Below are 26,807 nucleotides of genomic sequence, written 5' to 3' on the forward strand. Positions count from 1 at the left end.
CTTTGAAGATCGGCGGCAAAAAAGCCGACGGACGCCGAATCCCGGAGAGCGGGAGGCTTGGCCATGAGTGAATTCGTAAATTTTCTCGCCGAGGACACCGACCCCAAACCTCTCGATACGCAATCGGCATGGACGATTGCAGTCATCGATGACGAACCTGCCGTCTTCCACGCCACCCAGATCGCACTGGAGGGATCCCTGTTCGAAGGGCGCCCCATCCGCATCCTCTACGCCGCCTCGGCGGAGGAAGGCCGCCGTCTGCTGCGCGAGACCCGCGATGTCGCCTGTATCCTGCTCGATGTGGTCATGGAGACCGAACACGCCGGCTTCGATCTGGTCCGCGATATCCGCGAAGACATGGGAAACACCGCCGTCCGCATCATCTTGCGGACCGGCCAACCGGGCTACGCCCCTCCGATGGAGGTTATCCGGCGTTACGACATCAACGACTACAAAGAGAAATCCGAACTGACGCAAATCCGGCTGTGGACCGCGGTCGCCTGCGCGCTGCGCTCCTATCAGCAGATCATCACGCTCGAAATGAACCGCCGCGGCTTGCGAATCGTCATCGAAGCCTCGTCGGATCTGATGCAGCGCCGCGGTATCGACGATTTCGCCTGCGGCGTCGTCACGCAGATCGCCGCCCATATGCATCTTTCACCGGACGGCCTGCTCTGTGTCAGCCAATCGGCCGACGATAGCGATCCCGTCGTGGTCGGCGCCGCCGGTAAATTCGCCGGATCGATCGACCGGCCGGTCTCCACCATCGACGACCCCCAAGCCGTCGACACCATCATGAGGGCTCTGTCCAGCCGCAGCGAAATCACCGGCCGGGACGATATGGCCCTGTTCATCGCCGGCGGCGACTGGATCGGAGCGATCTACGTCAAGGGACGCAAGGAGATGCACCCTCTCGACCGGGAACTCCTCCAGCTCTATTGCCGCAACGTTTCCCTGGGCTTCGACAATGTCAGGCTTTTCGAGGCCGTGTCGGCCGCCGCCTTCATCGACCGGACCACCCGGCTCCCCACGCGGACGAAACTGGAACAGACCATCGACTCGTCGTTCGCGAAGGAGCCGCAACTCGGCGTTCTGGTGGTCGCCGTCGACCGCTTCGCCGATTACAGCATTCAACTCGGCAATCAGTTCGGAGAAACCCTGCTGCGCTCTCTGGCTGAAAGGCTCAAGAAATACCAGCCCCGGGATGAACGCCTCGCCCGGTTGTTCGACAACGTCTTCGCCATGATCGTCCCGCAGGATGCCGGCGCCGATCTGACGCCGCTACTCGAGGGCATCGGGCGCCCCCTGACGATCGGCGAACGCACCTTGTGGATCAGCCTGTCGTTCGGCTACGCCTCGGCGCCGGCGGAAGCTATCAGCGCCCGCGATCTGATCCGCCGCGCCGAGATGGCTCTTTACCAGGCGCAACAAACACGCATTGGCGGCTTGACCGTCTACACGCCGGACATCGAAAAGACCCAGCACTCGCGCATCCTGCTCGCCCATGAACTGCGGGAGGCGCTCGACAGCGATCAAATTTTCCTGTGCTATCAACCACAAGTTCAAATTGGAAGCGGGCGCACCATCGCCGTCGAAGCCCTGGTCCGCTGGCGCCATCCGACGAGAGGTCTGGTCTCGCCCACGCTTTTCATCCCGGTCGCCGAAACCACCGGACTGATTTCCGATCTTGGCAAATGGGTGGCCAGACGCGCCTGCCGCGATATGCGACCGCTTTTGACGTCGGGCCGTATCGACCGGGTGACCATCAATCTCTCCCCCGTTCAACTGCGCAATCCGAACTGTATCGATATCCTGCACGCCATTGTGACGAGCGAGGGGTTGAGCCCGCGATTCATCGAATGGGAAATCACCGAATCGGCCATTCTGGACAGTGAAACCGCGATCGAACAGCTACGCCGGGCCAGCGGACTGGGCTACAAGATCGCGCTCGATGATTTTGGCACCGGCCATTCGTCGCTCTCCATGCTGCGCTCGATGCCCCTCGACGTCGTCAAGATCGACCGTTCCTTCCTGCACGAGGTGGCCAGCGACGCCCGCGCTCGCGCCTTGCTGCTATCCATCGCGGCCATCTGCGGCGAACTAGGGCTGGAAACCATCGCCGAGGGGGTGGAAACCGAAGACCAGCTTCAGGCCGTCCGCGACGCTCAAATCGGCAATGTGCAGGGCTTCCTATATTCGCGGCCTCACGAACCCGGCGACCTTAACCACTGGCTCGACCGACCGCTCCATTCCTGACCCGGAGGCAACCGCGATGCGCATCCGCGACCTGACGTTGCGCGCCAAGGTTCATGGGGCCTTCGCCCTCATATTGGCTCTCGACATCCTCGCCGGCCTGGCGGCGATCAATGGCCTGCGCAGGGTCAATGTCGACGCCGTCACCATCAGCGACACCTGGCTGCCGGCGGTGGGGGTTCTGGGCGATCTGCTTTCCGGCGTTGAAAATTACCGCATCATCGAAGGCCACGCCCTGCTGACCCAGGATGAAGGCGAACGCCTGGCCAGCGAAGAATTGCTCTGGAACATCAGGGACAAAATCTTTCTGTTGCGCGACTCCTACGAGCACCTGCGCCCCCGCACCCCACAGAGCGATTCCCTGATCGAAGCCTTCGACGACGCCTGGCGTGCTTATCAGAACTCCAGCCGGGAGATGGTTTGGCACATTTTTCAAGGGCAGGCCGAAATGGAAAAGGCGCGCCACTCCTATAACGCCGGTGGCGAAGGCGGCTTTCGCGATTCGCACGATCGTCTGAGGGAGGTGCTGGCCTACAACGTCGGCATGGGGCGGCAAGCGACCGAGAACAGCAAACGGATCTACACGACGACCGTCATCTCCATCGTGATCGTGATCATCGCCACCATCCTGCTATCGTGGCTGCTGGGCGTCTTCATCGTCAACAGCGTCGCCAAACCGATCACCGTCCTCACCGAGGCGATGCGGCGAATGGCCGAGGACGACCTGACGGTTCCCACCGAGGTCGGATTGCGGCGCGACGAAATCGGGACCATGACCACGACCTTGCACGAATTACGCGGACGGCTGCTCGAACGGCGGAAACTGATCGTGGACGAGAAGGAAAGCCTGCGCAAATTGCAGACCGCCGAGCGCGAACTTCTCGAATCGGAACGTTTGGCGGCTTTGGGCCGCATGGTCGCCGGCGTCTCGCATGAAATCAACACCCCGCTGGGCTCCGCCTATACGGTGGCCACCACCTTGGTCGAGGCGCACCGGGAATTCTCGCTTCTCGTCAGCGAAAACCGTCTGCGCAAATCAGATCTCGACGCTTTCCTTGAACGGGTCGGCAGAGCCAGCGACCTGATTTCCATGACCCTGCAAAAGGCGAGCGACCTGATCCGCACCTTCAAGCAGGTCGCCGTCGATCAAACCAGCAGTTCGCGCCGGGAGTTCGAACTGGGAGAAATCATCCGCCAAGTCGTCCTCACCACCACCCCCTTGTTCAAGCATCGTCCGTTCAAGCTCGACATCGACGTCCCGGAAGCCATCGAGATGGATAGTTTTCCCGGCCCGCTGGGACAGGTGTTGAGCAACCTTCTCACCAACGCCGTGATCCATGGCCTGAACGGCCGGGATAACGGAACGGTGACCATCGAAGCGAGGCTCCAGGGCGGAGACGCCGCCACCATCGCCGTCGCCGACGACGGAGTAGGCATCCTGCCGGAACACCGGAGCCACCTGTTCGAACCATTCTTCACCACCCGATTCGGACAGGGTGGCAGCGGGCTCGGCCTCAATATCGTGCATGGCATCGTGACCCACGTTCTGGGCGGAACCATCGAGGTCACCAGCACACCCGGCGAAGGCGCCCGTTTCGCCATCCACATCCCCTTGAAAGCACCGGAACAGACGAAAACGCCCCAGGCCCCTCATCTGGCGGCGCCCACGGCCGACCATACGCCGCCGATCGTCGGAAACCAGGGCGGGAAGACGTGATGCGCCCCCGTCTCGTCAGCCTTGTGACCCTTTGTTGCGGCCTTTCCTTGAGCATTCCCGCCGGGGGAAGCGAAACACTGATCTTCGCCCACCTTTATTCCGAGACGTCGGTCCAGCATCAGGTCCTGCTGGCGGCCGGTCGCGACCTGGCGCGGCGCAGCGGAGACCAGGTCAGGCTGGAGATCAAGCCTAGGGGGCAGATGGGCGACCAGGATTCACGGATCATGGAGGCCATCGCTTTCGGCCAAGCCGACATGACTTTCGCCGGAGGCCCCTTCCTGGCGCGGGATTATGCTCCCATGGGCGTCATCTCGGCGCCTTTCGTTTTTCGCGATTTCACCCATTGGCAACATTTCCGGGCCAGCCCTCTCGCCCGGCAACTGGCTGACGATTATGAAAAAGCCAGTGGAATGACGCTGCTCGGCTTCTACTACAACGGGCTTCGTCATCTCAACAGCAAGCAACCGGTCCGCCACCCCGAAGATCTGATCGGGCTCAAGGTGCGTGTCCCCAACGCCCCAATTTACCTGCAATTGTTCCGGGCCTTGGGCGCCATGCCGGTGCCCACCTCTTACGAGCACGCCTACGAAGCGCTGAAGCAGGGGACCGCCGACGCCGAGGAAAACCCCATCACCACCATCGAGGACGGCAAGTTTTTCGATGTTGCCCCCTTCGTCAGCCTGACCGGCCATATCCTCGATACCGGGGTCATTCTCATCGCCGGCAAGCGCCTGGCGTCCTTGACGGAAAATCAGCGCGCTCTCGTCCGTGAGATCTTCGGCCAGGTTGCCGACCAGTTGACCGAGCAGGTTCACGACAGGGAAACGGACGCGCTGGAAAAACGGCAGAGGATCGAAGGACGCGTCATTCCCTTCGATCGGGATGCGTTGGCCAGAAAGGCGGCCTCCATTGTACAAGGCTCGGACCTCGCATGGTCGGGCAAACTCTACAATCGCGTGCAGAAGATTCCTTGAAGGGCGCCGCAGCGCATGACACAAAATCACGATACTCGCAAAAATGCGCGCCGACATCCCCTGGGACGTGGTCTGCTGCCGCTTCTCGCCGCCGGCCTGCTTCTTCTCGGTCCAGCCGCCCAGGCCAGGGAAACATTGGTTTTTGCGCATCTTTTCCAGAGAATCTCCTTGCAGCAAGAGGCTCTTATCGAAGCAAAACAGGAATTGCTGGATCGAAGCGGCGGCGAAATAGATATGGACATCAAACCCGATGCCAAACTCGGCAATCAGGATTCGCGGATTCTCGACGCCGTCAATTTCGGGCAAGCAGACATGACATTCGCCGGAGGCCCCTTCGCCGCGCGCGACTATGCTCCAATGGGGATTATCGGCGCCCCTTATGGTTTTCGCGACTATACGCATTGGCAACATTTCAAAGTCAGTTCTCTGGCCAGAGAACTGACGGCTCAATATGAAAAGGCAAGCGCCCAGATCGTACTCGGCTATTATTACAATGGTGAACGGCATCTGATCAGCCGCACGCCCGTTCGGACACTGGAGGATATGGCGGAATTACGCATCCGCGTCCCCAACGCTCCCATCTATCTCCAGCTTTTCCGCACCCTCGGCGCCAAACCGGTCCCTCTCCCCCTCTGGCAAACTTACGACGCGCTCAAACAGGGTAACGTCGATGCCGCCGAAAAAACCCTGTCGATGTTGGAAGACGGCGAATTTTATGAAGTTGCCCCCTATGTCAGCCTTACAGGGCACATTTCCGACATAGCCTTGATCGTCATCAGTTCACGGCGGTGGTCGCGCCTCGATGCGGGACAACAACAATTGGTCCGCGACGTGTTCTCCAAGATGGCCGATCGCCTGAGCGAGCGGATTCACGCCAAGGAGCTGGCCAATCTGGAAAAGCTGAAAAGGCGAGGGGTCACCTTCATTCCCGTCGATCGTCGGGCTTTCATCGCCAAACTGGCGCCGCTTCTCAATGGCAACGACTTTCCCTGGTCGGGCGCCCTCTATGAACGGCTCCAGAAAATCCCCTGACCTCAAAGTCAACCTGGTTGATCATTGGAAAGGCTGGCCACCCGCGGCGCCGGACTCATAGCTTCGCAGGTCCAGGGGATTGTCCTCGACCAACAGAATGGATTTCGCCCTCATCAAGACCCCTCCACGGTATCGGCGGGCAGCGTGAAACAGAAGATCGCGCCGCTCCCCGGCTTGCCCTCGGCCCGGATTTCCCCACCATGGCGGTTGATGATCCGCTGTACCGTCGCCAACCCGATGCCGATCCCCGGAAACTCGTCCTGCCGATGCAGTCGCCGGAACGGCTGGAACAATTGGCCGGCGTGCGCCATGTCGAAACCCGCTCCATTGTCGGCCACGCAAACCCCTCGAAGACCACCCACCTCTCCGGCGAACACGCGGATGACCGGCGCCTCCGTCTTGACCGTATATTTCCAGGCGTTGCCCAGCAGATTGCGTAGAATGACCTCGATCATCCGCCTATCGCCGGAGGCCCGCAGCCCAGGTTCCACCTGCCAGACGACGCGCCTGGCCGGCTCGGCGCCCGACAGACCGTCCATCAGTGCGGTCGCCATGGCCGAAATATCGATGGAATCGTGGCGCAACTCGCCCCGCGTGCTCCGCGACAGGGCCAGGATGCCGTCGATCAGTTCGCCCATGTTGCGGCTGGCGACGCCGATCTGGTCGAGATAGAGCTTCGCCCTGTCGTCAAGACGATCGGCATAGTCTTCGCTCAATGCCTGGGAAAGTCCGTTCATCGCCCGGAGCGGCGCGCGCAGATCATGCGAAACGGCATAGGCGAAGCTATCCAGTTCGCGGTTGGCGGCGGTCAGCTCGACGGTTCGTTCCGCCACCCGCCGCTCCAGGAGGATGTTCAGGTTGTTGAGTGCCTCTTCCGCCTTCTTGCGTTCTTCGATGACATCGAAGACCACCATGAAATCCCCCGGCCGGACCCCATAAACCGACACCGCAAACCAGGTCCGGCTGGCGTTGAGGAAAATTTCGAAACGATCGGGCGGGCCACCGAGGGCGACCTGCCCATAACGGGCCAGAAGCCCGGGATCGCTCTGGCGAATGCCGGGAAAAAGCTCCGTCACCCGCCGCCCGACGACATCCTTGAGACCGGTCAACCTCTCGAAGGCCTTGTTGACGTTCAAATAAACGAAATCGCTCGGCGAACCGTCCTCGAACAGCATGTGGCAGTGGGCGAAACCATTCAGCATATTGTCGAACAGGGAGTGGTAGGTCGCTTCGCTTTCGCGCAAATCCTCCTCGATGCGCCTGGCCGCGGTGATGTCCTCGGCGGAAATGATAATGCCGCCGATCGCCCCGTTTTCGTCGGTCCAAGGCTGCACCGCCCAGCGCAGCCAATATTTGGAACCATCCGCCTGGATCCACAGATCGTCGTCGTTGCGCAACACGACGCCGGCCAATCCCTGGCGATGGATCTCCTTCCATTCTTCGGGAATATCCGGATGCACGACATAATGGTTCAGCCCGATCAAATCGTCGTACCCCCGACCAAAGGTGGACAACCAGCGGTCGCTGGTCGACAGGTAATTCATGTCGCGGTCGAACATGGCGATGCTGATGGGAGCCTGCTGGATGAAGGCGCGCATCTGCGACTGCGATTTGCGCAACGTCTCCTCGACCCGCCGCCGTTCGGCGATCATGGCTTCAAGCTGGTCGCGCTCACGCGTGATGACCGCGTTCTGCTCCAGGACACGTGCCTGCATCCGATTGAAACTGCGCAGGAGCAGACGTATCTCGCCGCGTCCCGCCACCGGCACCGGCTCCAAGGTATCGGTCCCCCTGTCCAGATGCCGGACGGTAGCCTCAAGAGGGGTCAGCTCGTACCGGAGGAACAACCAGATCAGCAGACCTGAAAGCAGAGCGATCAGGCCGGCACAGCCATAAATGCGAACGGCGACGCCCCGGATGGGGGCGAAGGCCTCGTCGGCCGGAAGATAACCGATGACCAGCCAATCCTGATTGACGGTCCTGGCCGCGATGCTGAGAACCACGATTCCGGTCGAACTCTTCGCCACGCCGGGCCCCAGATACCCTTCCAGACGGCGATCGAAAAGCGGATTGATCCCCCTCGACGGCATCGGCATGAGGACCCGTTTGGGATCGGTGCTGGTGACAAGGACGCCGTCCTTCGGGGAAATCACATGAAACCCGCCATTGATGCCATTATGCACCTCGCCGGCGAAATGAAAGGGACTGCCAGGAACGATCAGTTCCGCGCCGCAGAGAACGCCGATGATGGAGCCCTTCCTGTCACGCAGCGGCACCGCCACCACCAGCACGGGTTGTCCGGCGAAGCGGCCGATTATCGGTCTGACCAGTGGTTTCCCGGTCTCCATCACCTCCTTGAAATAGCTGCTTTCGCCGTATCGCGACCCGAGCAGGTTCCGGCTAGGGGCCTCGGCGACGCGGACGCCATCCTTGGAAAGGATGTAAACGTCGCGGCTGAAGATCCGCAAGGCGACCGGCTTGTCGTGCAAATATGCGGACAGTTTCTCCGGCGCATCCTGCAACAGGATCCCGGCCTGATCGCCGATGGCTTCCAGCGACCCGATGCGCAATTTCATCTCGAAATCGATGGTTCTCGCCACGAAGCCGACCGCCGTCATCTGTTCGTTGATCACCAGATGCTCAAAGTCCCTGCGCAAGCCGTCGACGACGAACCATGCCAGAAGACCCATGCCGATGGCGACGACGACCACCTCGAACAGCGCCAGTTTCACCTTCAACGGCCAGTCGCCGACGTTGCCCACCCATGCGCTCACAGGATTCTTCATGAACATGTCCTGGTTTCGGATAAAGGCGGGAAGCATCCTTAGGAAGGAAAAATTCAATCAAAGGTTGATCATCATGTTAAGTGAGAAGTTGCCTCGACACCAGAGGCTGTTCCGCGACCGCTGCCATTTCGGGAGACGTCCGAAAACGGCCAGCAATCGGCGCAGGAACATTTTATCCTGGGGCTTCCATAGGGAACCGGGAGGTTGTCATGACAGAGGAAGGCGGCGTCTTCACCTTGAGCCGGCGGTCGACGCCGATCGGACAAGTGCTGTTGCTGACGGATGAAAAGAACCGGCTGCGGGCGTTGGATTGGGAAGATTGCACGACGCGGCTGAGACTTCTGCTTCGCCGCCACTATGCCCAGCCGATTACCCTGATCGAAGGGACCTCCCCCGCTGGCGTCTCCGGCGCTTTGGATGCCTATTTCGCCGGGGAACCGGACGCCATCGAGAGCTTGCCGGTGAAAACCGGAGGAACGGTTTTTCAACGCGCCGTCTGGGCCGCCCTGCGCAAAATTCCTTGCGGCCGAACGATGAGCTACCGTGATCTGGCGTCATCGATCGGTCGGCCGACGGCGGTCCGGGCCATCGGTCTGGCCAATGGCGCCAACCCGATCGGCATCGTCGTTCCCTGCCATCGCGTGATCGGCGCCGATGGAACGCTTACCGGCTATGCCGGAGGACTTCACCGCAAACGCTGGCTCCTGGCCCACGAGGCGAGACGATGATATCCGACACTCCGAACGATCTGGACCGGGAAACCTGTTATCGCGCCCTGCAGTCGCGCGACGGACGTTTTGACGGACGCTTCTATACGGCGGTCATCAGCACCGGTATCTATTGCCGCCCCATTTGTCCGGCTAAAACGCCGAGGATCGAAAATTGCCTGTTCCTGCCCAGTGCCGGGGCGGCGCATCACCTGGGCTTCCGCCCCTGCCTGCGCTGCCGGCCGGAAGCCGCCCCCGGTTCGGCGGGCTGGCGCGGCACCGCCGGCACGGTCGGGCGCGCCTTGCATCTGATCGCCGAAGGCGGGCTGGATGAGGCCGGGGTCGACCGGCTGGCCGAGCGCCTCGGCATCGGCAGCCGCCATCTGCGCCGCCTGTTCGACCGCCATGTCGGCGCTTCGCCGGTGGCGGTGGCGCAGTCCCATCGAATCCTGTTCGCCAAGAGACTGATCGACGAGACCGGCTTGCCGATGGCCGATGTCGCCCTGGCGGCCGGGTTCGGCAGTATTCGGCGTTTCAACGACGTCTTCCGCCGGACCTATGGCCGTCCGCCCAGCCAACTGCGCCGGAACGGCACGATGGCCGGAACGGCTACGGACATCACCCTCCGCCTGCCCTTCACCTCACCCTACGACTGGGCGGCGATGCTGGATTTTCTTGGCTCGCGCGCGATTCCCGGGGTCGAAAGCGTCGAGGACGGCGTCTACCGCCGAAGCTTCCTTCTGGCCGCGACCCCCGGACTGGTCGAAGTCCGCCGGCCGCCGAACGAGACTCATCTCCTGGCCACCATCCATACCGAAGCGGTCGGAATATTGGCGGCCGTCGTCGCCCGCCTGCGCCGCCTGTTCGATCTCGATGCCGACATCGCCGCCATCGACGCCCATCTGGCGGGCAGCCCCGAACTCGCCCAACGGATAAGGCTGCGCCCCGGCATCCGTGTTCCCGGCGCCTGGGATGATTTCGAACTGGCGGTGCGCGCCATCCTGGGCCAACAGGTCAGCGTCGCGGCGGCGACCACCATGGCGGGCCGCCTGGCCGCAGCTTATGGCCCGACGCTGCCCCCCGCCCTCGGAAACGGCACCGTCACCCGGATATTTCCGGCCCCCGCCGCCATCGCCACGGCGGATCTCACGGGGATCGGCGTGACCGGGAAGCGGGCGGCGGCCCTTGCCGGCCTGGGCGCCGCGCTGTCTGCCCGACCGGACCTGCTGGCCGTCGGGGAAACGCTTGAGGAAAAGGTGGAAAGGCTTTGCCGGCTGCCCGGCATCGGCCCATGGACGGCCAATTACATCGCCATGCGCATGCTGCGCGAGCCCGACGCCTTTCCCTCCGCCGATCTCGGCCTGTTACGCGCGCTGGAGACATCGGCCGGCCGGCCGACGCCGTCCGCCCTGCTGCGAATGGCCGAAGCCTGGCGCCCCTGGCGCGCCTATGCGGCGCTCCGCCTGTGGACCCAGGAATAACGCGATATGCCTCCGCTCCGCCTTCGGCGGGCTCGAACGCCGCTTATGACACGGTCATTTTGGGCCGGCCCCTTCCTTCCGCTCTATCGAATTCCAGGTTTCGTTCAGTTCGCGTTCGGCCTCGAAGGCGCCGGCCGGCAGGTGATGGGCGATGCCCTTGTGGCAGTCGATGCAGGTCAGCCCCTCCTTCTCGGCCCGGCTATGGTCCTCCCGCGCCCGGTCGTTCTGGCGGGACAGATCCATGGAATCGAAGTTGTGGCAGTTGCGGCATTCCCGCGAATCCGTCGCCTTCATCGCCGCCCATACATTGCGGGCCAGATCGAGACGCTTGGCCTCGAATTTCTCGCGCGTGTCGATCTCGCCAGTCAGGTGGTGGAACACTTCGCTGGAAGCCTGGATTTTGCGCTTCATCTTGTGCGGCCAGTCATGTGGCACGTGGCAGTCGGGACAACTCGCCCGGACGCCCGATGGATTCTGGTCATGCACCGACATCCGATATTCACGATAGACGTTCTGATCCATCTCGTGACAGCCACGGCAGAACATCTCGGTGCTCGTCATCTCCATGCCCCAGTTGAACGCTCCCCAGAAGAAAACTCCGGTGACGAAGCCGACCAGCAGCAGCATCCCCAGGGAAAACCGGGCCGCGGGACGGCTGGCGACCCGCCAGCCCCACCCGATCAATCGCCTGATCGTCCATTTTCCGGACGCCCCGGCCAGGACTTGCGTGTCGGCCTCGCTCATCGCCATGCGCTCCTCTTCACCGGTCCATCTCGGAGCGGAAGCGGTTGGGCACCAAGGCCTTGGCGTCGGCCTGGGTCACGTGGCAGCTCGTGCAGACCCAGCGTTGCGGGGCCACCCGGTCGAGCTTCTTGCCGTCGCGGTCCAGGAAATGCGCCACGCTGATCAGCGGCGCATGTTCCTGCGTGTTGTTCGGCCAATCGTGGCAGCGCAGACATTGATTGACCTTGAGATCGATCTCGTATTTGTCGATGCGATGCGGAATGAGCGGCGGCTGGTCGCGAAACGAGCGCTCGAAATTCCGGCCTTCCTTGATGGGATAGACCGGCGGCGCCTGATCGGGCTCGTCCACCGAGGCACCACCACGCAAGGATTGGATCTGTTCGGCGACGGCCGGGGGAACGGCCGCCGCCCCGCAAGCCAGCGCACCGGCAATCAGACAGGCCAGGATCTTGATGTTCACAGCGCGCACTCCTTTTCGCGGGATGTGTCGGCCCTTCGGCACTTAAGGCCGAAGGCAAAGACTTGATTGGGACAGACATCGATGCAGCGGCCACACCGCGTGCAGGCGGTCGCAACCACGGACGGAACCATGCCCGTCGAGGCGCCTTTCAAAGGTGCCGGTCCATCAGGCCCTTTCCACCTTGACCGCGCATTTCTTGTAATCGGTCTCCTTGGAAATAGGACAGGTGGCGTCAAGGGTCAGCTTGTTGACCAGTTGGCTTTCGTCGAACCAGGGCATGAACACCACGCCCTCCGGCGGCTTGTTGCGCCCGGCGGTCTCGACACGGGTGGAAACGAAGCCCCGGCGGGAGGCCACCTTGACCTCCTGGCCGCGTCGCAGACCCCGCTTCTGGGCATCGTTGGGATGCATGAACACCAAACCGTTGGGGAACGCGCGATGCAACTCGGGCACCCGTCTCGTCATCGACCCCGAATGCCAGTGTTCCAGCACGCGCCCGGTCACCAGCCAGAGGTCGTAGTCCTTGTCCGGCTCCTCGGCCGCCGGCTCGTAGGGCAGCGCCCAGATATTGGCCTTGCCGTCCGCGTTGCCGTAGAACTTCACCCCCTCGCCGGGTTTCACATAAGGGTCGAAACCCTCGCGGAAACGCCACTGGGTTTCCTTCTGATCGATCACCGGCCAGCGCAGGCCGCGGGCCTTGTGATACATGTCGAAGGCCGCCAGATCGTGGCCGTGACCACGACCGAAACCGGCATATTCCTCGAACAATCCCTTCTGCACGTAAAAGCCGTTGGCCGCCGATTCATCGTTATCGAAGCCGGCGGCGATGTCGGACAGCGGAAACCGGTCCACCTGGCCGTTCCTGAAAAGAACGTCGAACAGGGTCTTGCCCTTGAGCTCCGGCCGCTTGTCCACCAGGTCCGCCGGCCAAACCTCCTCGACCTTGAAGCGCTTGGAGAACTCGATGAGCTGCCATAGGTCCGAGCGGGCCTCACCCGGTGCCTTGACCTGCTGGCGCCAGAATTGCGTACGCCGTTCGGCATTGCCGTAGGCGCCTTCCTTTTCCGCCCACATGGCGGTGGGCAGGATCAGGTCGGCCGACAGCGCCGTCACCGTCGGATAGGGATCGGAAACGACGATGAAATTTGCGGGATTGCGGTAGCCTGGAAAAGTTTCCTCGTTGAGGTTGGCCGCCGCCTGCATGTTGTTGGTGCATTGCACCCAATAGCAGTTCAGCTTGCCGTCCTTCAGCATGCGGTTCTGCTGGACCGCATGAAAACCCGGCTTGTCGGGAATGGTGCCCTCGGGCAGCCTCCAAATCTCCTCGGCATGCTTGCGATGCGCCGGATTGGCCACCATCAGATCGGCCGGCAGACGGTGCGAAAAGGTTCCCACCTCGCGTGCCGTGCCACAGGCGGATGGCTGCCCGGTCAGAGAGAATGGCCCGTTGCCCGGCTCCGAAATCTTTCCGGTCAGCAGATGCAGATTATAGACCAGGTTATTGACCCAGGTGCCGCGGCTGTGCTGGTTGAACCCCATGGTCCAGTAGCTGACCACCTTGCGCTTGGGATCGGCGTAAAGCTGGGCAAGCGCCTCCAGTTGCGCGACCGGCACCCCGGACAGGGCGGACACCTTCTCGGCCGTGTAATCGGCGACGAACTGCTTGTATTCCTCGAAACTCATCGGCGAGGCGGCATCCGGGGTGGCCGCGTTCTTCGCCGCCTTTTCCTTCGGATGGTCGGGGCGCAGGCCATAGCCGATGTCGGTGACGCCGCGCTTGAAATTGATGTTTTTCGAGACGAACGCCTCGTTCACCGCCCCCGTCCTGATGATGGTGTTGGCGATATAGTTGAGGATGGCGAGATCGGTCTGCGGCTTGAAGACGATCGGCAGGTCGGCCATTTCGAAGCTGCGGTTTTCCAGGGTCGACAGGACGGCCACCTTGACGCCGTTGCCGGTCAGCCGCCGATCGGTCAGTCGCGCCCACAGAATCGGATGCATCTCCGCCATATTGGCGCCCCACAGCACGAAGGCGTCGGCGTGTTCGAGGTCGTCGTAGCACCCCATCGGCTCGTCGATGCCGAAGGTCCGCATGAAACCGGCCACCGCCGAGGCCATGCAGTGGCGGGCATTGGGATCGATATTGTTGGTGCGGAAGCCGGCCTTCATCAGCTTGACGGCGGCATAACCCTCCCAGATGGTCCATTGGCCGGAACCGAACATGCCGACCGAGGATGGCCCCTTGGCTTTCAGGGTTTCCTTCCACTTGGCGGCCATGACGTCGAGGGCCTCGTCCCAGGAAACGGGCGTGAACTCCCCGTCCTTGGCATAAACCCCGTTCTTCTTGCGCAGCAACGGACGGGTCAGGCGGTCCTCGCCATACATGATCTTGGAGAGGAAATAGCCCTTGATGCAATTGAGGCCGCGATTGACCGGGGCGTCGGGATCTCCCTGCGTGGCAACCACCCGTCCATCCTTGACGCCGACCAGGACGCCGCACCCGGTCCCGCAGAAGCGGCAGACCGCCTTGTCCCAGCGGACGTCGTTCGGCGAGGCCGCCCGCGCCATCGCCGGCAGGCTGATCCCGGCGGCGGCGGCGGTGGCGGCAACGGCATTGGCCTTGATGAAGTCACGCCGGGTGAGGCTCATCTCTTGAAGCTCCTTCATTCGCAATGGTGGTAGACGAGAGAGGTGGCGAGCACGCCCTCGACGGTAGGCAGGCGGGTCAGGATCTGCCCGGCCCATTCCTCGTCGGTATCCTCGATGGTGACGATCAGGCGGCCATCATCCTCGATCCGGTGCACCTCGATGCCGGGCATGGCGGCCAGCGCCGCGCCGACGCCTTGCGCCCGGTCCGGATCGGCGAGAACAAGAACGCCGCAAAGGTTTGCGCCCTCGTCCCGCCAGCGGCGGTGTTCCTCTTCGACGAATTTACCGATACGCACGGATGTTGGTCCTTTTGGCGACAAAAGTTCCGTTTCCCGGGACGTCGCCTTCCGTCACCGCCGGGGCTCGACCCGGGGTGACGGAAAGCCGGGGAGTCCCCCTACTGGACGACGCTCGGAGTTCCCGACGGATTGGGCGCGAAATTGACGTTGCGCGCCTTCACGTCGCGGCGCAGCGCCAGCTGCCCCTCGCGGCAGAGGTTGATCGCCTCGGCGAAGGACTTGATCGTGTACTGGTCGGCGTGGAAACCCATGGAGTTTTCCGAAACCAGGAAGTCGATCATGAACTGGCCGTCACGCTGCAGTTTGCGGGCCGGAGCCAGTTCGTCGTCGGTGGCGCCGGCCTCCCTGGCCGCCTTGATGTCGCCGATCAGGTCCACCAGGGCGTTCATGGCGACGTTGCGCGTCTCGACGAACCTCGTCTGGATTTCCTCGACGCGGCTCTTCAACTCCTGTTCCGGCCAACGATGGCAGGTCTGGCAGGACGCGTTGACGTTGAGCAGCGGCGAACGGACGTTATGGTCGGAAATCTTCATCGCCCCTTCGCGGACGTAGGGCATATGGCAGTCGGCGCAGGCGACGCCGGACCGGGCGTGGATCCCCTGGCTCCAGGTTTCGAATTCCGGATGCCGGGCCTTCATCATCGAAGCGCCGGTCTCCTTGTGATTCCATTCGGCCACCTTATCCTCGTTTTCGGCGGCGACGATCTGGTCGAGTTTCAGTCCCTTCGGCCATGGGAAGGTCAGACGCTTTTCGGTGCCCCGGAAATAATAGGTGACGTGGCACTGCGCGCAGACGTAGGAGCGCATCTCCTGGCGTCCGGCATCGCGATTCACGTCGTAGTCCTTGACCCCCTGCGAGGCCTTGAGCGCGCGAATCCCCTCGATGAAGGCCGGACGGCTGATGCGCAGCGCCATGGTCTTCGCTTCATGGCAGTCGACGCAGGCGATCGGATGGGAGACCTGCTTGCGGGCGTCGGCGTAGGACATGTGGTTGATCGCCTCGAAGCCCTTGGTGAGGTCCCCCTCGCCCAGCCGCATATAGGTCGAATAGAGCGAGGCATGGCAGTTGAGACAGGTTCCCGGCTGCTTGGCGACGCGCTGCCGCTCGGTGTAGACCTGATCCTCCAGCATGAAGGCATGGCCGCGCTTCTCGCGGTAATCGGCGGCGAAGGCGTAACCGGCCCACATGGTCTTCAGGCGCGGGTCCAGTTCCAGCTTGGACCGCGACACGATGGTGCGGGGATCGGCCTCGGTCGGCGAATGGGGCACGCCCTCGCTGCCGCCATAACGCGTCCGCTCCATGTCGGTGGTCTTCTTATAGCGGTCGTACTGCAGGGGAAAATTCTTTCCCCACACCGCCGGGTCGTCGATGGTGTCGTTCAGTTCGACCACCTGGAAGAAGGGGCTTTTCGCCTCCTGCTTGTGTTCGAAGATGGAAACCAGCAAAGCGGCGACGCCGACGGTGGCCAGAGCCGCCGAAACGGCGATGGCGGCCAGCAGCCGACGCTTGGACGATGGTTGAGAGGCCATTCTTGGAATCCTTGAGGCAGTTATTTCGATTCGGGAGACGTCAAGGCGAACGGAGTGCCGGGAACCAGCGAGGCGGGCGCATGTCCGACGTCGGCATGACAGCGCAGACAGGAGATGTCCCCGCCGCCGTGTCCGTCGATCGCTTCGGTCAGCGTCCCGTGACAGGAACGGCAGGCCCCCTCGGCGATCTTTTCGCTATGGCTTTTGATGACGATGTTGTCGGGGATGCGGCCAAGGGTGAAAGCCAGGCTGTGCGAGAAGCCGTTCAGCGCCTTGACAGCATATTTTCCGACCAGATTGTGCGGCGTGTGGCAGTCGTTGCAGGTCGCCGCCGCGTGATGGGGACTTTTCATCCAGCCGGAATAATAGTCCTGCATCACGTGACAGTTGGCGCAGGCGGTAGGATCGCTGGTCATATAGGAATATCCGCGCGCATAAACGAATGTATATGCGCCGAGACCCAGCATCGATCCCACGATCAAGGCAAGAAAAGACGCCGCGCGAATTCTGAGTGTCATGATCGCCTTCACCATCGCCACGAATAAATTTTATTTCGCACCTTGGGAGACGAGACATGAATTCAGTCCTGCCCCCGCAGGCCCTTTGAATTCACTGATTATCCATATTCCGCGTATGGCTTACTTGACATTGGTCAAGTCGATCCAGATAAGCCGCCCCGTTCAGGAGGCGAGGCGGCTCGCGCTGCCGTCGAGGGCGGGGTCGGCGATGGTCACCGTGTTGCCGTCCATCCAGATGGAACCGGCCCTTTGCAGCTTCACCAGGGTCCGCGACAGCACCTCGGGCCCCGTGCCCGCCATGAAGGCCAGATCCTTCTTCGACACCGGCAGAACGAAATTACGCCGCCCCGAGGACAACTCCTCGATCAACGACAGCACGCGAGCCTCCACCGGCAGGCTGGTCATCCGCTGGGCGAAATCGACGAAGGCGTGGCTTTCGACGGCGGCGGCGCGCACCAGTCGCAGGGCGAAGGCACCGTCGGTGTCCATAGCCTTGACCAGGCCGGCCTCGGGCAGGGAACACAGCATGGTGTCTTCGACGGCGCGGGCCGAACTCCGGTACTCGTGCCCATCGAACAGGTCGGCGCATCCCAGAAGTCCGCCGCCGCGAACCAGGCGCAGGATGGCGATGCCACCCGATCCGTCGATATATTCGAGAGCGATGGCGCCCTTCAGCACCGAATAGACGGCGCGGGCATCCTCGCCCTGGGAAAACAGATAAGCACCCCGGGGCACGATCTGGCCGCCCCAGGCCGCGTGGCACTCCCGCGATCCGCGAGTTCCGCCCGCCCCGCGCAAGGGACAGGGCCCGCAAGCGGCATGAGGACAGAGCTGACTCGTGGAAGCGTTCATGCGTGGTTTCCCCGACTTTCCGCCAAGGATCACCCCTTGCCGCCAGGTCAACCAGCCAAGAAAAGTAAAGAAATGTAAGGTCCGGGGAAGTTCGGGCGACGCGTCAGGCGGCAGCGCCGACGGCCAGTCGATAGCCGACACCATGCACCGACTTGATCAACCTGGGATACAGGCCATCCGCTTCCAGCTTGCGGCGCAGATTGCCGACATGCACATCGATGCTGCGCTCCAGCGGCGACCAGTCGCGGCCTTTCAACGCCTCATAAAGATCCTGACGGCTGACCGTCTGGCCGGGCGGCGAGGCCAGGCGGAAAAGAATGGCGTATTCCATGGTCGTCAGGCCGACCGAGGCCCCATCGGGCGCGGTCAGTTCCTGGCGCTGCGGGTTGAGAACCCAGCCGTCGAAGCGGACGGGCGCCGGGGCGTCGGAGGCGGGCGCCACGGGCGCCGGATGCAACCGCCGAAGCAGCGCCTTGATGCGGGCCAGCAATTCCCGCAAGGGAAAGGGCTTGGCGATGTAGTCATCCGCCCCGACCTCCAGGCCGACCACACGATCGATCAGATCGGAACGTCCGGTGATCATGATGATGCCGACGGAGGAGCGTCCACGCAGCTCGCGGGCCAGCGTGAAACCGTCCTCGCCCGGCAGATTGACGTCCAGCAGCACCAGGCTGACACTCTCGTCCAGACGGGCCTGCATCTCGCTTCCGTCGGATGCCTCGATGACGTCGAAGCCCTGCTCCTCCAGATAGAAAGCGACGGTTTCCCGCAGATCCTTGTCGTCCTCGACGATCAGAATTCTGGATTTTTCCTGAGCCATGCCGGGATCGACCGCCTTCCGCCCTCAAAAAAGAACAACAATCTAGTTCATAGCGCAATCCGTTTGAATCGGTTTGACATTTCCTTCGCCGCCCCCTTGATTGGCGGATCCGCCGATGCCGGACCCCGTCGCCATGACCGATGCCCCGTCCCTGCTCCGCTCACTCACCCTGCGCTATGCCCTGGCCCTGACGCTGGTCGGCTCGCTGGCGACCACCGCCTTTCTGTTCCTGCACAAGGTCATCCTGCGCCACGAGAACGAGGCCGCCGTGGTCAATCTCTCGGGCCGTCAGCGCATGCTGAGCCAGCGCATCACCCTGGCCGCCTCGCAGGCGGCGGAAGCCGGGGACGAGACGGCGCGCGGCTACTGGCTGGGCGAACTGGTCGCCGCGCTCGACCAGATGGAACGCTCGCATCGGGCGCTGACCGAAGGCGACGCGTCGCTCAACATCTCGCCCGACCTCGCCGCCGCCATCGGAGAGATGTATGCCGAAAAGCCGGCCGAGGTTTCCCGCCAGGTGACCGAATTCCTCGCCGACGGACGGACGCTGGCCACCCTGGAGGGGCATTTCGACAAGCAAAACCAGGCCTATCGGCGGATACAGACCCGCTCGGCCGCGGTGCTGGCCGGGCTGGACGAGGTGGTCGGCCGCTATCAGGCTGAAATCGAGCACCGGGTGCGCGCGCTGGAACGCATGGAACTGGCGGTATGGCTGGTGACGCTGCTGGTCCTGGTGCTGGAGGCGATCTTCATCTTCCGGCCGATGATCCGCCGCGTGAAGGTCTCGCTCGACGAGGAGACGGCCAGACGGACGGCGGCCGAACAGCAGGCGATCGGCGACCAGCGCAAAACCCAGTCCCTGATCGACACCATCGCCGACGCCATCGTCACCATCGACGAAAGCGGCGTCATCCAGACCTTCAGCCCTTCGGCCGAACGCATGTTCGGCTGGCCGCGCGCCGAGGCCCTGGGCCGCGAGATCTCGATCCTGATGCCCGAACCCTATCGCCAACGCCAGCACGGCATCCTGCGCCGCTATCTCGATGGCGGCGCCCCGCGGGTCATCGGCGGCGAGGGGCTGGAGGTCGAGGGACAACGACGCGACGGCAGCATCTTCCCCGTGGAGCTGGCGCTCGGCGAATGGCAGATCGAGGGACGGCGCTTCTTCACCGCCGTCATCCGCGACATCACCCGGCGAAAGGCCCTGGAGGAATCGGTCCGCCGGGCGCAAAAGATGGAGGTGGTCGGTCAATTGTCGGGCGGCATCGCCCACGATTTCAACAATCTGTTGGGCATCATCGCTGGCAATCTGGAATTGCTCGAAGACCATCTGAAGGACGAGCCCAGGCTGTCGAAACGCGTCGAGGTGGCCTTGCACGCCGCCGCCCGTGGCGCCGATCTCACCCGCAAGCTTCTTTCCTTTTCCGGCGAACGCGCCAGCCAGCCGCAGCGGATCGATCTCAACGCGCAGATTCTATCCTGCGGCGACCTGCTCGACCGGGTGCAGACCGAGCGGATGACGGTCCGCTGGTCGCTGGCCGAAGACCTGATGCCGGTGCTGATCGACCCCGGCGAATTCGAGGATGCCTTGCTGAACATGGCGCTGAACGCCCGCGACGCCATGCCCGACGGCGGTACCCTTGCCATCGAGACCGCCAATCTACCGCCCGAGGACATGACCGAGGCGCCCTGCGTGATGATCAGCGTCACCGATACCGGCGTCGGCATCCCCTTCGATCTACAGAAGAAGATCTTCGAACCCTTTTTCACCAGCAAGCCGCCCGGCAAGGGCACCGGGCTGGGGCTGGTCACCGTCTACGCCTTCGTCAAACGATCGGGGGGCAAGATTTCGATCTATTCGCAGCCCGGTCAGGGAACGACCTTCCGCATCCTGCTGCCGGCCGCCGTTTCCGCCCCGGCGATGACGGGAGAATCCCCCGCCCCGGCCGGCGGCAGCGAGGTCTTGCTGGTGGTCGATGACGAGGCCGACCTGCTGACCCTGCTCTGTACCCAATTGGAAGGTCTGGGTTACCGGTGCCTGTCGGCCAGGGACGCCGTCTCGGCGCTCGGCCTGCTCGAACGGGAACCGGCCATCGCCCTGCTGCTTTCCGACATCATCATGCCGGGCGAGATGGATGGCGTCGAACTGGCCCGCCGCGCCCTCGTCCTCAGGCCGGATCTGAAAATCCTGCTGTCCAGCGGCTTCGCCGGACGGACGGTCGCCGAGATCGAAGCCCAGGTACCCGGCGCCTCGCTGATCGCCAAACCCTATCGCCGTCGGGAACTGGCGGTCCGGGTCCGCACGCTGCTCGACGGCTGAGCGGGAGCGGATGTCCGCCGCCCGGCGCCTGAGGGACCAAAAATTAAGCCCCCCTCTCCGTCCGTACGGCCTTCTGGCGTGGAGGCGGGCGGATAGGCATAATGGCGCATTCACCATGCCGACTTCACGCCCCCCCAAACAGCAATCTCGCCGCAAGAAACCGGTTCGCCGCAAGCGGAGCGCGACGCGCCGCCGCTCCCCCCCCGTCACCTTCCGCGGCCGCATCAAGGGCTGGCGGGAGCGCGCCGGACGGATCTGGCGGCTTTGGCTTGCCGTACCGCCGGCCATCCGCACCGTCATCGTGGTGACGACGGCCTTGGCGATCTTCGCCGCGACCAATCTCGTCTATCAGGTCGTGCGCAAACCGGCCGAGATGTTCTTTCCGGTGAGCGGCGTGCTCAACAAGATGCCGTCCGAGACCTGGCGGGAATATGGACCGCTCTTTCGCGAATACGCCACCGACACCATTTCCGCGGAACTGCTGGCGGCGTTGGCCCAGATGGAGGGGGCCGGCAATCCGGTGGCCCATACCTACTGGCGCTGGCGCCTGACCACCGACCTCTTCTCCATCTACCGGCCGGCCTCCAGTTCGGTCGGCATGTATCAGATGACCGATCCCACCTTCGCCGAAGCCCGACGCTACTGCATCCGCCACCACACCGTGGTCGAGGCCGGCGCGTGGAACGATTGGCGCGGCTGCTGGTTCAACGGCCTCTACACCCGCGTCGTGCCGGCCCATGCGATCCAGATGACCTCGGCCCACCTGGACCGCGGTGTCGCCGCCATCCTGCATAACCATGGCGGCCCTGCGCCGACCATTCAGCAGAAGCAGGATCTGGCCGCCCTCATCCACCTTTGCGGTGCCGGACCGGCCCGGGCCTATGCGCGCCGGGGATTCCAACTGGCGCCCGACGAACAATGCGGCGATCACAGCGCCGCCGCCTATCTGGCCCAGGCCGACGTGCTGAAACGGCAGTTCCAGCGCCTCACCGCCAAGGAATAGTGGTTGGAAGCCGCTCCTTCGGTGGCACTGTTCGGACAATGCAATGAGCCTTGCCGCGAGTCTTGACCAAACTCAAGGCCGAATACCTTACCAAAGCGCTTTTATATGCCAACCGGGGCCAGCGAAGCCGTGTCCCGGATTTGCGACCCCTGTCAGCGGAGAGTCCCATGGGTTTCGAAAAGACGTCCGACGTCATCGCTTTCCTCGACCTGATGCTGGAATGCGAACGGGCCGGCGCCAAGGCCTTGCGGCAGTTCGAACGGATGACGCCGCCGGAGATCGTGGCCGGAGCCCTGCCCCGTCTGTTCGGCGACGAGGCGCGCTATTGCGCCGGCTTGTCGCGGCAAATCACGCCGGATATTTGAAAGGCACACCATGCTGATTTCTCTCGACGCACCGGCCGCACCCGACGACACGCCCGTCCTCTTCCGCGCCGGGTTCCGCCCCTTCTTCCTGGCCGCCGGAATCGAAGCCGTCCTGATGGTGCCGGCCTGGCTGGTCATCTGGCTGGGCGGCCATGATCTGGCCCTGTCCTATCCGCCCGTGCTCTGGCACGCCCATGAGATGCTGTTCGGCTTCGCCATGGCGGCGGTGGCCGGCTTCCTGCTGACCGCGGCGCCCAACTGGACCGGCGCCCCGCCGGTGCGCGGACGGGCCCTGATGGCGCTGGCCGGACTGTGGCTGGCCGGCCGCGTCGCCTTCGATCTGGGCGGCGCGCTGCCGCCGATCATCGCGGCGGTTCCGGCCATCCTGTTCCCGCCCGTCCTGGCCTTTTTCCTGGCCAGGCCGCTGCTCGCCGCCGGAAAGCCCCGCAATCTGATCTTCCTGCCGATCCTCGGGGCACTGACGGTGGCCGAGGCGCTGGTCCTGGCCGAGATGCTGGGATGGGGAAGCTGGGGACGCAACGGCCTGCTGCTCGGTATCTTCATCCTGTTGCTGATGATCGCCATCATCGGCGGCCGAATCATTCCGGGTTTCACCGCCAACGGACTGCGCCAGCGGGGCATCGTCGTCACCCCGAAAAGCATCCCCATCCTTGAAAAGGCCGCCATCGGCGCCCTGGCCCTGACGGGGGTGGCCTGGACCGTCCGTCCCGACAGCGCCGTGGCCGGTGCCCTGGCCCTGCTCGCGGCAATCCTCAACGCCGCCCGCCTGGCCGGCTGGCACGGCGGAAGGACGCTCGGGGTCCCGCTGCTTTGGGTCCTGCATCTGGGGTTCGCCTGGCTGCCGCTGGGGTTGGTCCTGCTGGGATTGTCCTGCTTCTCGGCCGACATCCCGCCGCAAGCCGCCTTACACGGGCTGACCGTCGGCTGCATCGCCATGATGGTCCTGGGCGTGATGAGCCGCGCCGCCCTGGGCCACAGCGGCCGCCCGCTGGCCCCCACCCGGCCGACCATCGCCGCCTATGTCCTGATCGCCCTGGCCGGAATTGTCCGGACCTTCGGCGCCCTGGCGGCGCCCGAGACAACCCTTCCGCTGTCCGGCCTGCTGTGGAGCGCCGGTTTTGCCCTTTACGTCCTGGCCTACGCCCCGATCTGCCTTGCGCCACGGACCGACGGCCAACCGGGATAACCGGCATCCGGGCCGCTGGCGCCGATGTGCCACGGAACTCACGCCGGCCGGCGGCCCACCAGCACCATCGCCACCAGACTCATGGCCACCGCCCCGGTCTGGTCCAGCACCTCGATGAAACAGCGCACCATGCCGCGATCCGGTTTGGAACGGGATGGGATGGCCTCGCGGATGGTAACCCGCAGGGACAACGCGTCGCCCGGCCGCACCGGCCGCAGCCAACGCAGCTCATCGATCCCCGGCGAACCGTAGCTCGCCACCGAGGACAGGAAATGATCGGTCAGCAAACGCATCATCAGGCCGGCCGTGTGCCAGCCGCTGGCGATCAGACCGCCGAACGGTCCTTCGCGGGCCGCATCCGGATCGATGTGAAAGGGTTGCGGATCGAACTGCCGGGCGAAGGAGATGACCTCGGCCTCCTCGACGGCGATCCGGCCGAAACGGTGGACGTCCCCAACGACGTAATCCTCGAAATAGCGGTCATCGGCGGACGTGAGGAAAGCGGAGGAGGACATATCGGCGCATCCTATGCTTCAAGGAACGGGAAAACCGGGAACGGCCCGGAACGCCAAGCCGGCTCGCAAAGCCTCGGGCAAGGGGGTGGACCGGCGGGTGGCGTCGTCGATCAGCACCATGACCGTCTGGGCGGTGGCGACACAGCGTTCCCCGACGTAAAGCCCCTGGCCGAGCGTGAAGGAACTGCGCCCGAGGGAAAGAACCCCGGTTCCAATATCGACCTCGCCCGGCCAGAGTATCTCCGCGCGGAAATCGAGAACAAGGCGGGCGATGACGAAACTGTTGCCGGCGGCCGCCACAGGCGCCGCCGGATCGCAGAGGAAAGCGGTTCGGCCGCTTTCGCAGAAGGTGGCGAAGACGGCGTTGTTGACATGTCCCTGGCGATCGGTGTCGCCGTAGCGCAGAACGTCACGCGACCATAGGGGGTAAAGGCGCCGGTCGGTAGGATCGGGTATCGGCATTCCTTATCTGCACTCCTGCTGTCGCCGGCTCATCGGCCCGCCGATAGCAGATGGGAAGCGGCTCGTCCGGACGGAAGCCCCCGTTCCGTCGGCCCCCCCCGCGGGCCGGATAAAATCAGCGGCGCCGCCGGCGATCGTCGTAAGAGGGGCGTTCGGCCCTCAGGGAGGGTTCCCGGCGGACGCCGTCCTCGTCATCGGAACGACGGAAGGACGGCTCGCGGCGGGGACCTTGCGGCGCGTAATCGTCAACGCCCCGGGAAGAACCGCCGATCAGGCCCCAGATCACGCGCACCCCCAGTACCGCCAGCAGGACGACCAGGGCCACCCGGCACAGAAAACCGATCATGGCGGCGGACTCGTCGCCCATCATCGGACCGCCGTAGATGACGGAACCGAGATCGGTACCGATCAGCCCGGCGATCAGGCCGCTAACGAAGGGATGACTGGCCAGGAAGGTATTGACCTGCTGCGGCTGGGCTCGCGCCGAGGAGGTCGACTGGCCGGTGGCGCCGGCCCCTCCTTCCACCTGCGCTTCCGGCCGGGGCGCCGCCGCCAGTGGCACGGGGCCACCGCCGGGACCGGGAACCACCGGCTGCTCGGCCTCGACCTTGGGCACGGCCGGAGCGGCGGACGGCGCGGGCGGCGCGGCATTGCGGTTGACCGGCTTTCCCCCTTCGGTGGTGGAGCGATGGGCGCCGAGCACGCCGATGGAAGGATCGTTATAGCCGGGCGTCTCCGCCTTTTTCTTGGCGGGTTCGGCGGCGAGGGCGGCGGCGGAAACCAGCGAAAGGACGACGATCAGGGCCGTCAGTCCCGGAATGTATCGCGATCCCATGAGATATCGATGAAAGGGCAAGGGCTTTCGTCTTCAAAATTCGGGTTGGGGGAAGCAACGGGCCAGAAGCTACCCTTGTCGGATGTCGGGTTCAAGCATGCTGGTGGCAAGGGGGCCCGTGCCTTTTTCCGATTGGGCGGGCCGTTCGCCGACAGGGCAATTCCGTCCCGCCCGGAACTGATCTAGACTTCCCGCCGTTGCAGAGAGTCCGGAACCGCTTCATCGATGATCCCCTTGACCGCAGATCAATTGGTCCGCGCCTATTCCATGGGCGTTTTCCCGATGGCCCGCCATCGCGATGATCCGCGCCTGTTCTGGATCGATCCCGAGGAACGCGGCATCCTGCCGCTCGACGGTTTTCATCTGTCCCATTCCATGCGCAAGGTCTTGCGGCACACCGACCTGATCGTGCGCTGCGACAGCGCCTTCGAGGAGGTGATCGGCCTTTGCGCCGAGACAGCCCCGGACCGTCCGGAAACCTGGATCAACGAAGAAATATTCCGGCTGTTCGGCGAACTGCACCGCTACGGTCTCGCCCACAGTGTCGAAGCCTGGCGCGGAGATACCCTGGTCGGCGGCCTATACGGCCTGTCGCTGGGCGGCGCCTTTTTCGGGGAAAGCATGTTCAGCCGGGAAACCAACGCCAGCAAGATCGCCCTGGCCCATCTGGTGGCACGGCTGAGACATGGCGGCTATACGCTGCTCGACACGCAATTCGTCACCGAGCATCTGGCGCGCTTCGGAGCCATCGAGATTCCCAGGCGGGACTATCTGCGGCGGCTGGCCGACGCCATCGACCGCCGCGCGGTTTTTCATGGAGATTTGCCGGGCTCCGAGGTCTTGGCGTTGCTGTCCTCGCAGTCCAGCACCCAGATGTCGTAGACCGGATGTTCGAGCGCCGAGAGCGCCGGACTGGAGGCGAACATCCAGCCGCGGAACAGGCTGGCCGCAGCCTGACCGCTGCGGATTTCCCAGATATCGAGAAAGGCCGCCGATTCCGGCTGTTCCTCGGGCGGACGCTTGCGGCAGCTCCGCACGATGATCTCCAGCGTCCCGAAATGCACGGGCGAGCCCACCGGGGCGTCGATGGTGACCACCCGTCCGGTCACCTTGTCCAACCCTTGCAGGATCGCCGTGTCGAAAGCGAGGTCGGTGGCCGCGGCCGGCGCCGCCCAGGCGAGCCCCGTGGCGGCGGCGAGAACGCCGAGCCAGGCTCTGAGGGAGGAATTCGTCACTTGTCGCGCGCCTCGCCCGCCGCCGCCACGGGGCTCGCCTGGGC

The 26,807-nt window shown here is 63.8% G+C and carries 25 protein-coding genes; 11 read left to right on the forward strand and 14 right to left on the reverse strand.

Features of this window, described 5'->3' with window-relative positions; all coding sequences use genetic code 11:
• Positions 1–63: 63 nt before the first annotated feature.
• Genes CWS72_RS09720 through dctP (CWS72_RS09735) form a run of 4 tightly spaced genes read left to right on the forward strand, consistent with a single transcriptional unit; the run spans position 64 to position 5,976 of the window.
• Positions 64–2,256, forward strand: coding sequence for an EAL domain-containing response regulator (locus CWS72_RS09720; protein ID WP_101250391.1), 2,193 nt, complete (start codon positions 64–66; stop codon positions 2,254–2,256).
• Between the two features lie 16 nt (positions 2,257–2,272).
• Positions 2,273–3,970 (forward strand): ATP-binding protein, encoded by a 1,698-nt coding sequence (locus CWS72_RS09725; RefSeq protein ID WP_158240577.1) that lies wholly within the window; start codon positions 2,273–2,275, stop codon positions 3,968–3,970.
• A complete protein-coding gene (gene dctP, locus CWS72_RS09730) occupies positions 3,970–4,944 on the forward strand; it encodes a TRAP transporter substrate-binding protein DctP (RefSeq protein WP_101250393.1) in 975 nt (324 codons plus the stop codon). The genes CWS72_RS09725 and dctP (CWS72_RS09730) overlap by 1 nt, the downstream gene beginning before the upstream one ends.
• Positions 4,945–4,959: 15 nt before the next feature.
• On the forward strand, positions 4,960–5,976 hold the full coding sequence (gene dctP, locus CWS72_RS09735; RefSeq protein ID WP_101250394.1) for a TRAP transporter substrate-binding protein DctP: 1,017 nt from the start codon (positions 4,960–4,962) through the stop codon (positions 5,974–5,976).
• A 113-nt stretch (positions 5,977–6,089) separates the two neighbouring features.
• Here the strand turns inward: dctP (CWS72_RS09735) and CWS72_RS09740 are convergent, their stop codons facing one another.
• Positions 6,090–8,762 (reverse strand): sensor histidine kinase, encoded by a 2,673-nt coding sequence (locus CWS72_RS09740; protein ID WP_158240578.1) that lies wholly within the window; start codon positions 8,760–8,762, stop codon positions 6,090–6,092.
• 209 nt (positions 8,763–8,971) lie between these two features.
• On the opposite strand from CWS72_RS09740, the gene ogt reads away from it, so the two are divergent.
• Both ogt and CWS72_RS09750 read left to right on the forward strand, forming a co-directional pair.
• Positions 8,972–9,490 carry a methylated-DNA--[protein]-cysteine S-methyltransferase gene (gene ogt, locus CWS72_RS09745; protein WP_101250396.1) on the forward strand — a complete coding sequence of 173 codons (519 nt, stop codon included), beginning with the start codon at positions 8,972–8,974 and terminating at the stop codon, positions 9,488–9,490.
• Positions 9,487–10,950, forward strand: coding sequence for an AlkA N-terminal domain-containing protein (locus CWS72_RS09750; protein WP_101250397.1), 1,464 nt, complete (start codon positions 9,487–9,489; stop codon positions 10,948–10,950). Before ogt ends, CWS72_RS09750 begins: the two co-directional genes overlap by 4 nt.
• Before the next feature lie 54 nt (positions 10,951–11,004).
• Here CWS72_RS09750 and CWS72_RS09755 read toward each other — a convergent pair whose 3' ends face one another.
• From CWS72_RS09755 to CWS72_RS09795, 9 genes are all read right to left on the reverse strand, one after another.
• A complete protein-coding gene (locus tag CWS72_RS09755; RefSeq protein WP_101250431.1) occupies positions 11,005–11,694 on the reverse strand; it encodes a NapC/NirT family cytochrome c in 690 nt (229 codons plus the stop codon).
• Positions 11,695–11,710: 16 nt separating this feature from the next.
• The gene (locus CWS72_RS09760) at positions 11,711–12,154 is read right to left on the reverse strand and encodes a nitrate reductase cytochrome c-type subunit (RefSeq protein WP_199175614.1); all 444 of its coding nucleotides are present in this window, start codon (positions 12,152–12,154) and stop codon (positions 11,711–11,713) included.
• Entirely contained in the window at positions 12,151–12,285 is a 135-nt protein-coding gene (locus CWS72_RS28770; RefSeq protein WP_101250398.1) for a 4Fe-4S binding protein, read from the reverse strand. The genes CWS72_RS09760 and CWS72_RS28770 overlap by 4 nt, the downstream gene beginning before the upstream one ends.
• A 34-nt stretch (positions 12,286–12,319) precedes the next feature.
• Positions 12,320–14,803 carry a nitrate reductase catalytic subunit NapA gene (napA, locus tag CWS72_RS09770; protein ID WP_101250433.1) on the reverse strand — a complete coding sequence of 828 codons (2,484 nt, stop codon included), beginning with the start codon at positions 14,801–14,803 and terminating at the stop codon, positions 12,320–12,322.
• A gap of 14 nt (positions 14,804–14,817) precedes the next feature.
• Positions 14,818–15,099 carry a chaperone NapD gene (locus tag CWS72_RS09775; protein WP_158240579.1) on the reverse strand — a complete coding sequence of 94 codons (282 nt, stop codon included), beginning with the start codon at positions 15,097–15,099 and terminating at the stop codon, positions 14,818–14,820.
• A gap of 101 nt (positions 15,100–15,200) precedes the next feature.
• Positions 15,201–16,631, reverse strand: a complete 1,431-nt coding sequence (locus CWS72_RS09780; protein WP_101250400.1) for an ammonia-forming cytochrome c nitrite reductase subunit c552 — start codon at positions 16,629–16,631, stop codon at positions 15,201–15,203.
• Positions 16,632–16,651: 20 nt separating this feature from the next.
• Positions 16,652–17,164 carry a cytochrome c nitrite reductase small subunit gene (nrfH, locus tag CWS72_RS09785; protein WP_338056172.1) on the reverse strand — a complete coding sequence of 171 codons (513 nt, stop codon included), beginning with the start codon at positions 17,162–17,164 and terminating at the stop codon, positions 16,652–16,654.
• A 147-nt stretch (positions 17,165–17,311) separates the two neighbouring features.
• On the reverse strand, positions 17,312–18,001 hold the full coding sequence (locus CWS72_RS09790; protein WP_158240580.1) for a Crp/Fnr family transcriptional regulator: 690 nt from the start codon (positions 17,999–18,001) through the stop codon (positions 17,312–17,314).
• A gap of 103 nt (positions 18,002–18,104) precedes the next feature.
• Complete coding sequence (locus CWS72_RS09795) at positions 18,105–18,821, reverse strand: response regulator (protein WP_101250402.1); 717 nt, start codon at positions 18,819–18,821, stop codon at positions 18,105–18,107.
• A 115-nt stretch (positions 18,822–18,936) separates the two neighbouring features.
• Between CWS72_RS09795 and CWS72_RS09800 the strand changes: the two genes are divergently transcribed.
• The 4 genes from CWS72_RS09800 (at position 18,937) to CWS72_RS09815 (ending at position 23,716) form a co-directional block, all read left to right on the forward strand.
• The gene (locus CWS72_RS09800) at positions 18,937–21,141 is read left to right on the forward strand and encodes a PAS domain S-box protein (RefSeq protein WP_101250403.1); all 2,205 of its coding nucleotides are present in this window, start codon (positions 18,937–18,939) and stop codon (positions 21,139–21,141) included.
• A gap of 115 nt (positions 21,142–21,256) precedes the next feature.
• Positions 21,257–22,144, forward strand: coding sequence for a hypothetical protein (locus CWS72_RS09805; RefSeq protein ID WP_199175615.1), 888 nt, complete (start codon positions 21,257–21,259; stop codon positions 22,142–22,144).
• 167 nt (positions 22,145–22,311) lie between these two features.
• A complete protein-coding gene (locus tag CWS72_RS09810; RefSeq protein ID WP_101250404.1) occupies positions 22,312–22,509 on the forward strand; it encodes a DUF6306 domain-containing protein in 198 nt (65 codons plus the stop codon).
• 10 nt (positions 22,510–22,519) lie between these two features.
• On the forward strand, positions 22,520–23,716 hold the full coding sequence (locus CWS72_RS09815) for an NnrS family protein (protein ID WP_101250405.1): 1,197 nt from the start codon (positions 22,520–22,522) through the stop codon (positions 23,714–23,716).
• 38 nt (positions 23,717–23,754) lie between these two features.
• Here CWS72_RS09815 and CWS72_RS09820 read toward each other — a convergent pair whose 3' ends face one another.
• The 3 genes from CWS72_RS09820 to CWS72_RS09830 form a co-directional block, all read right to left on the reverse strand.
• A complete protein-coding gene (locus tag CWS72_RS09820; protein ID WP_101250406.1) occupies positions 23,755–24,231 on the reverse strand; it encodes a MaoC family dehydratase in 477 nt (158 codons plus the stop codon).
• Positions 24,232–24,249: 18 nt separating this feature from the next.
• A complete protein-coding gene (locus CWS72_RS09825; RefSeq protein ID WP_101250407.1) occupies positions 24,250–24,693 on the reverse strand; it encodes an acyl-CoA thioesterase in 444 nt (147 codons plus the stop codon).
• A 115-nt stretch (positions 24,694–24,808) separates the two neighbouring features.
• On the reverse strand, positions 24,809–25,528 hold the full coding sequence (locus tag CWS72_RS09830) for a hypothetical protein (protein ID WP_101250408.1): 720 nt from the start codon (positions 25,526–25,528) through the stop codon (positions 24,809–24,811).
• A 225-nt stretch (positions 25,529–25,753) separates the two neighbouring features.
• Here CWS72_RS09830 and aat point away from each other — a divergent pair, with 225 nt between their 5' ends.
• Complete coding sequence (aat, locus tag CWS72_RS09835) at positions 25,754–26,410, forward strand: leucyl/phenylalanyl-tRNA--protein transferase (RefSeq protein WP_101250409.1); 657 nt, start codon at positions 25,754–25,756, stop codon at positions 26,408–26,410.
• Here the strand turns inward: aat and CWS72_RS09840 are convergent.
• Entirely contained in the window at positions 26,341–26,763 is a 423-nt protein-coding gene (locus CWS72_RS09840) for a DUF2155 domain-containing protein (RefSeq protein WP_101250410.1), read from the reverse strand. The two genes, aat and CWS72_RS09840, sit on opposite strands and share 70 nt — an antisense overlap.
• Between the last annotated feature and the right edge of the window lie 44 nt (positions 26,764–26,807).

It is taken from the genome of Telmatospirillum siberiense, from assembly GCF_002845745.1.
Lineage (GTDB): Bacteria > Pseudomonadota > Alphaproteobacteria > Rhodospirillales > Magnetospirillaceae > Telmatospirillum > Telmatospirillum siberiense.

Bases quoted from the DNA above. Each gene is read 5' to 3' on its own strand.
- CWS72_RS09725 (WP_158240577.1), top strand. From the start codon at position 2,273: ATGCGCATCCGCGACCTGACGTTGCGCGCCAAGGTTCATGGGGCCTTC.
- CWS72_RS09755 (WP_101250431.1), bottom strand. From the start codon at position 11,694: ATGAGCGAGGCCGACACGCAAGTCCTGGCCGGGGCGTCCGGAAAATGG.
- nrfH (WP_338056172.1), bottom strand. From the start codon at position 17,164: ATGGTGAAGGCGATCATGACACTCAGAATTCGCGCGGCGTCTTTTCTT.
- CWS72_RS09740 (WP_158240578.1), bottom strand. From the start codon at position 8,762: ATGAAGAATCCTGTGAGCGCATGGGTGGGCAACGTCGGCGACTGGCCG.
- ogt (WP_101250396.1), top strand. From the start codon at position 8,972: ATGACAGAGGAAGGCGGCGTCTTCACCTTGAGCCGGCGGTCGACGCCG.
- aat (WP_101250409.1), top strand. From the start codon at position 25,754: ATGATCCCCTTGACCGCAGATCAATTGGTCCGCGCCTATTCCATGGGC.
- dctP (WP_101250394.1), top strand. From the start codon at position 4,960: ATGACACAAAATCACGATACTCGCAAAAATGCGCGCCGACATCCCCTG.
- CWS72_RS09795 (WP_101250402.1), bottom strand. From the start codon at position 18,821: ATGGCTCAGGAAAAATCCAGAATTCTGATCGTCGAGGACGACAAGGAT.
- dctP (WP_101250393.1), top strand. From the start codon at position 3,970: ATGCGCCCCCGTCTCGTCAGCCTTGTGACCCTTTGTTGCGGCCTTTCC.
- napA (WP_101250433.1), bottom strand. From the start codon at position 14,803: ATGAGCCTCACCCGGCGTGACTTCATCAAGGCCAATGCCGTTGCCGCC.
- CWS72_RS09780 (WP_101250400.1), bottom strand. From the start codon at position 16,631: ATGGCCTCTCAACCATCGTCCAAGCGTCGGCTGCTGGCCGCCATCGCC.
- CWS72_RS09820 (WP_101250406.1), bottom strand. From the start codon at position 24,231: ATGTCCTCCTCCGCTTTCCTCACGTCCGCCGATGACCGCTATTTCGAG.
- CWS72_RS09810 (WP_101250404.1), top strand. From the start codon at position 22,312: ATGGGTTTCGAAAAGACGTCCGACGTCATCGCTTTCCTCGACCTGATG.
- CWS72_RS09815 (WP_101250405.1), top strand. From the start codon at position 22,520: ATGCTGATTTCTCTCGACGCACCGGCCGCACCCGACGACACGCCCGTC.
- CWS72_RS09830 (WP_101250408.1), bottom strand. From the start codon at position 25,528: ATGGGATCGCGATACATTCCGGGACTGACGGCCCTGATCGTCGTCCTT.
- CWS72_RS09750 (WP_101250397.1), top strand. From the start codon at position 9,487: ATGATATCCGACACTCCGAACGATCTGGACCGGGAAACCTGTTATCGC.
- CWS72_RS09825 (WP_101250407.1), bottom strand. From the start codon at position 24,693: ATGCCGATACCCGATCCTACCGACCGGCGCCTTTACCCCCTATGGTCG.
- CWS72_RS28770 (WP_101250398.1), bottom strand. From the start codon at position 12,285: ATGGTTCCGTCCGTGGTTGCGACCGCCTGCACGCGGTGTGGCCGCTGC.
- CWS72_RS09720 (WP_101250391.1), top strand. From the start codon at position 64: ATGAGTGAATTCGTAAATTTTCTCGCCGAGGACACCGACCCCAAACCT.
- CWS72_RS09790 (WP_158240580.1), bottom strand. From the start codon at position 18,001: ATGAACGCTTCCACGAGTCAGCTCTGTCCTCATGCCGCTTGCGGGCCC.
- CWS72_RS09800 (WP_101250403.1), top strand. From the start codon at position 18,937: ATGCCGGACCCCGTCGCCATGACCGATGCCCCGTCCCTGCTCCGCTCA.
- CWS72_RS09805 (WP_199175615.1), top strand. From the start codon at position 21,257: ATGCCGACTTCACGCCCCCCCAAACAGCAATCTCGCCGCAAGAAACCG.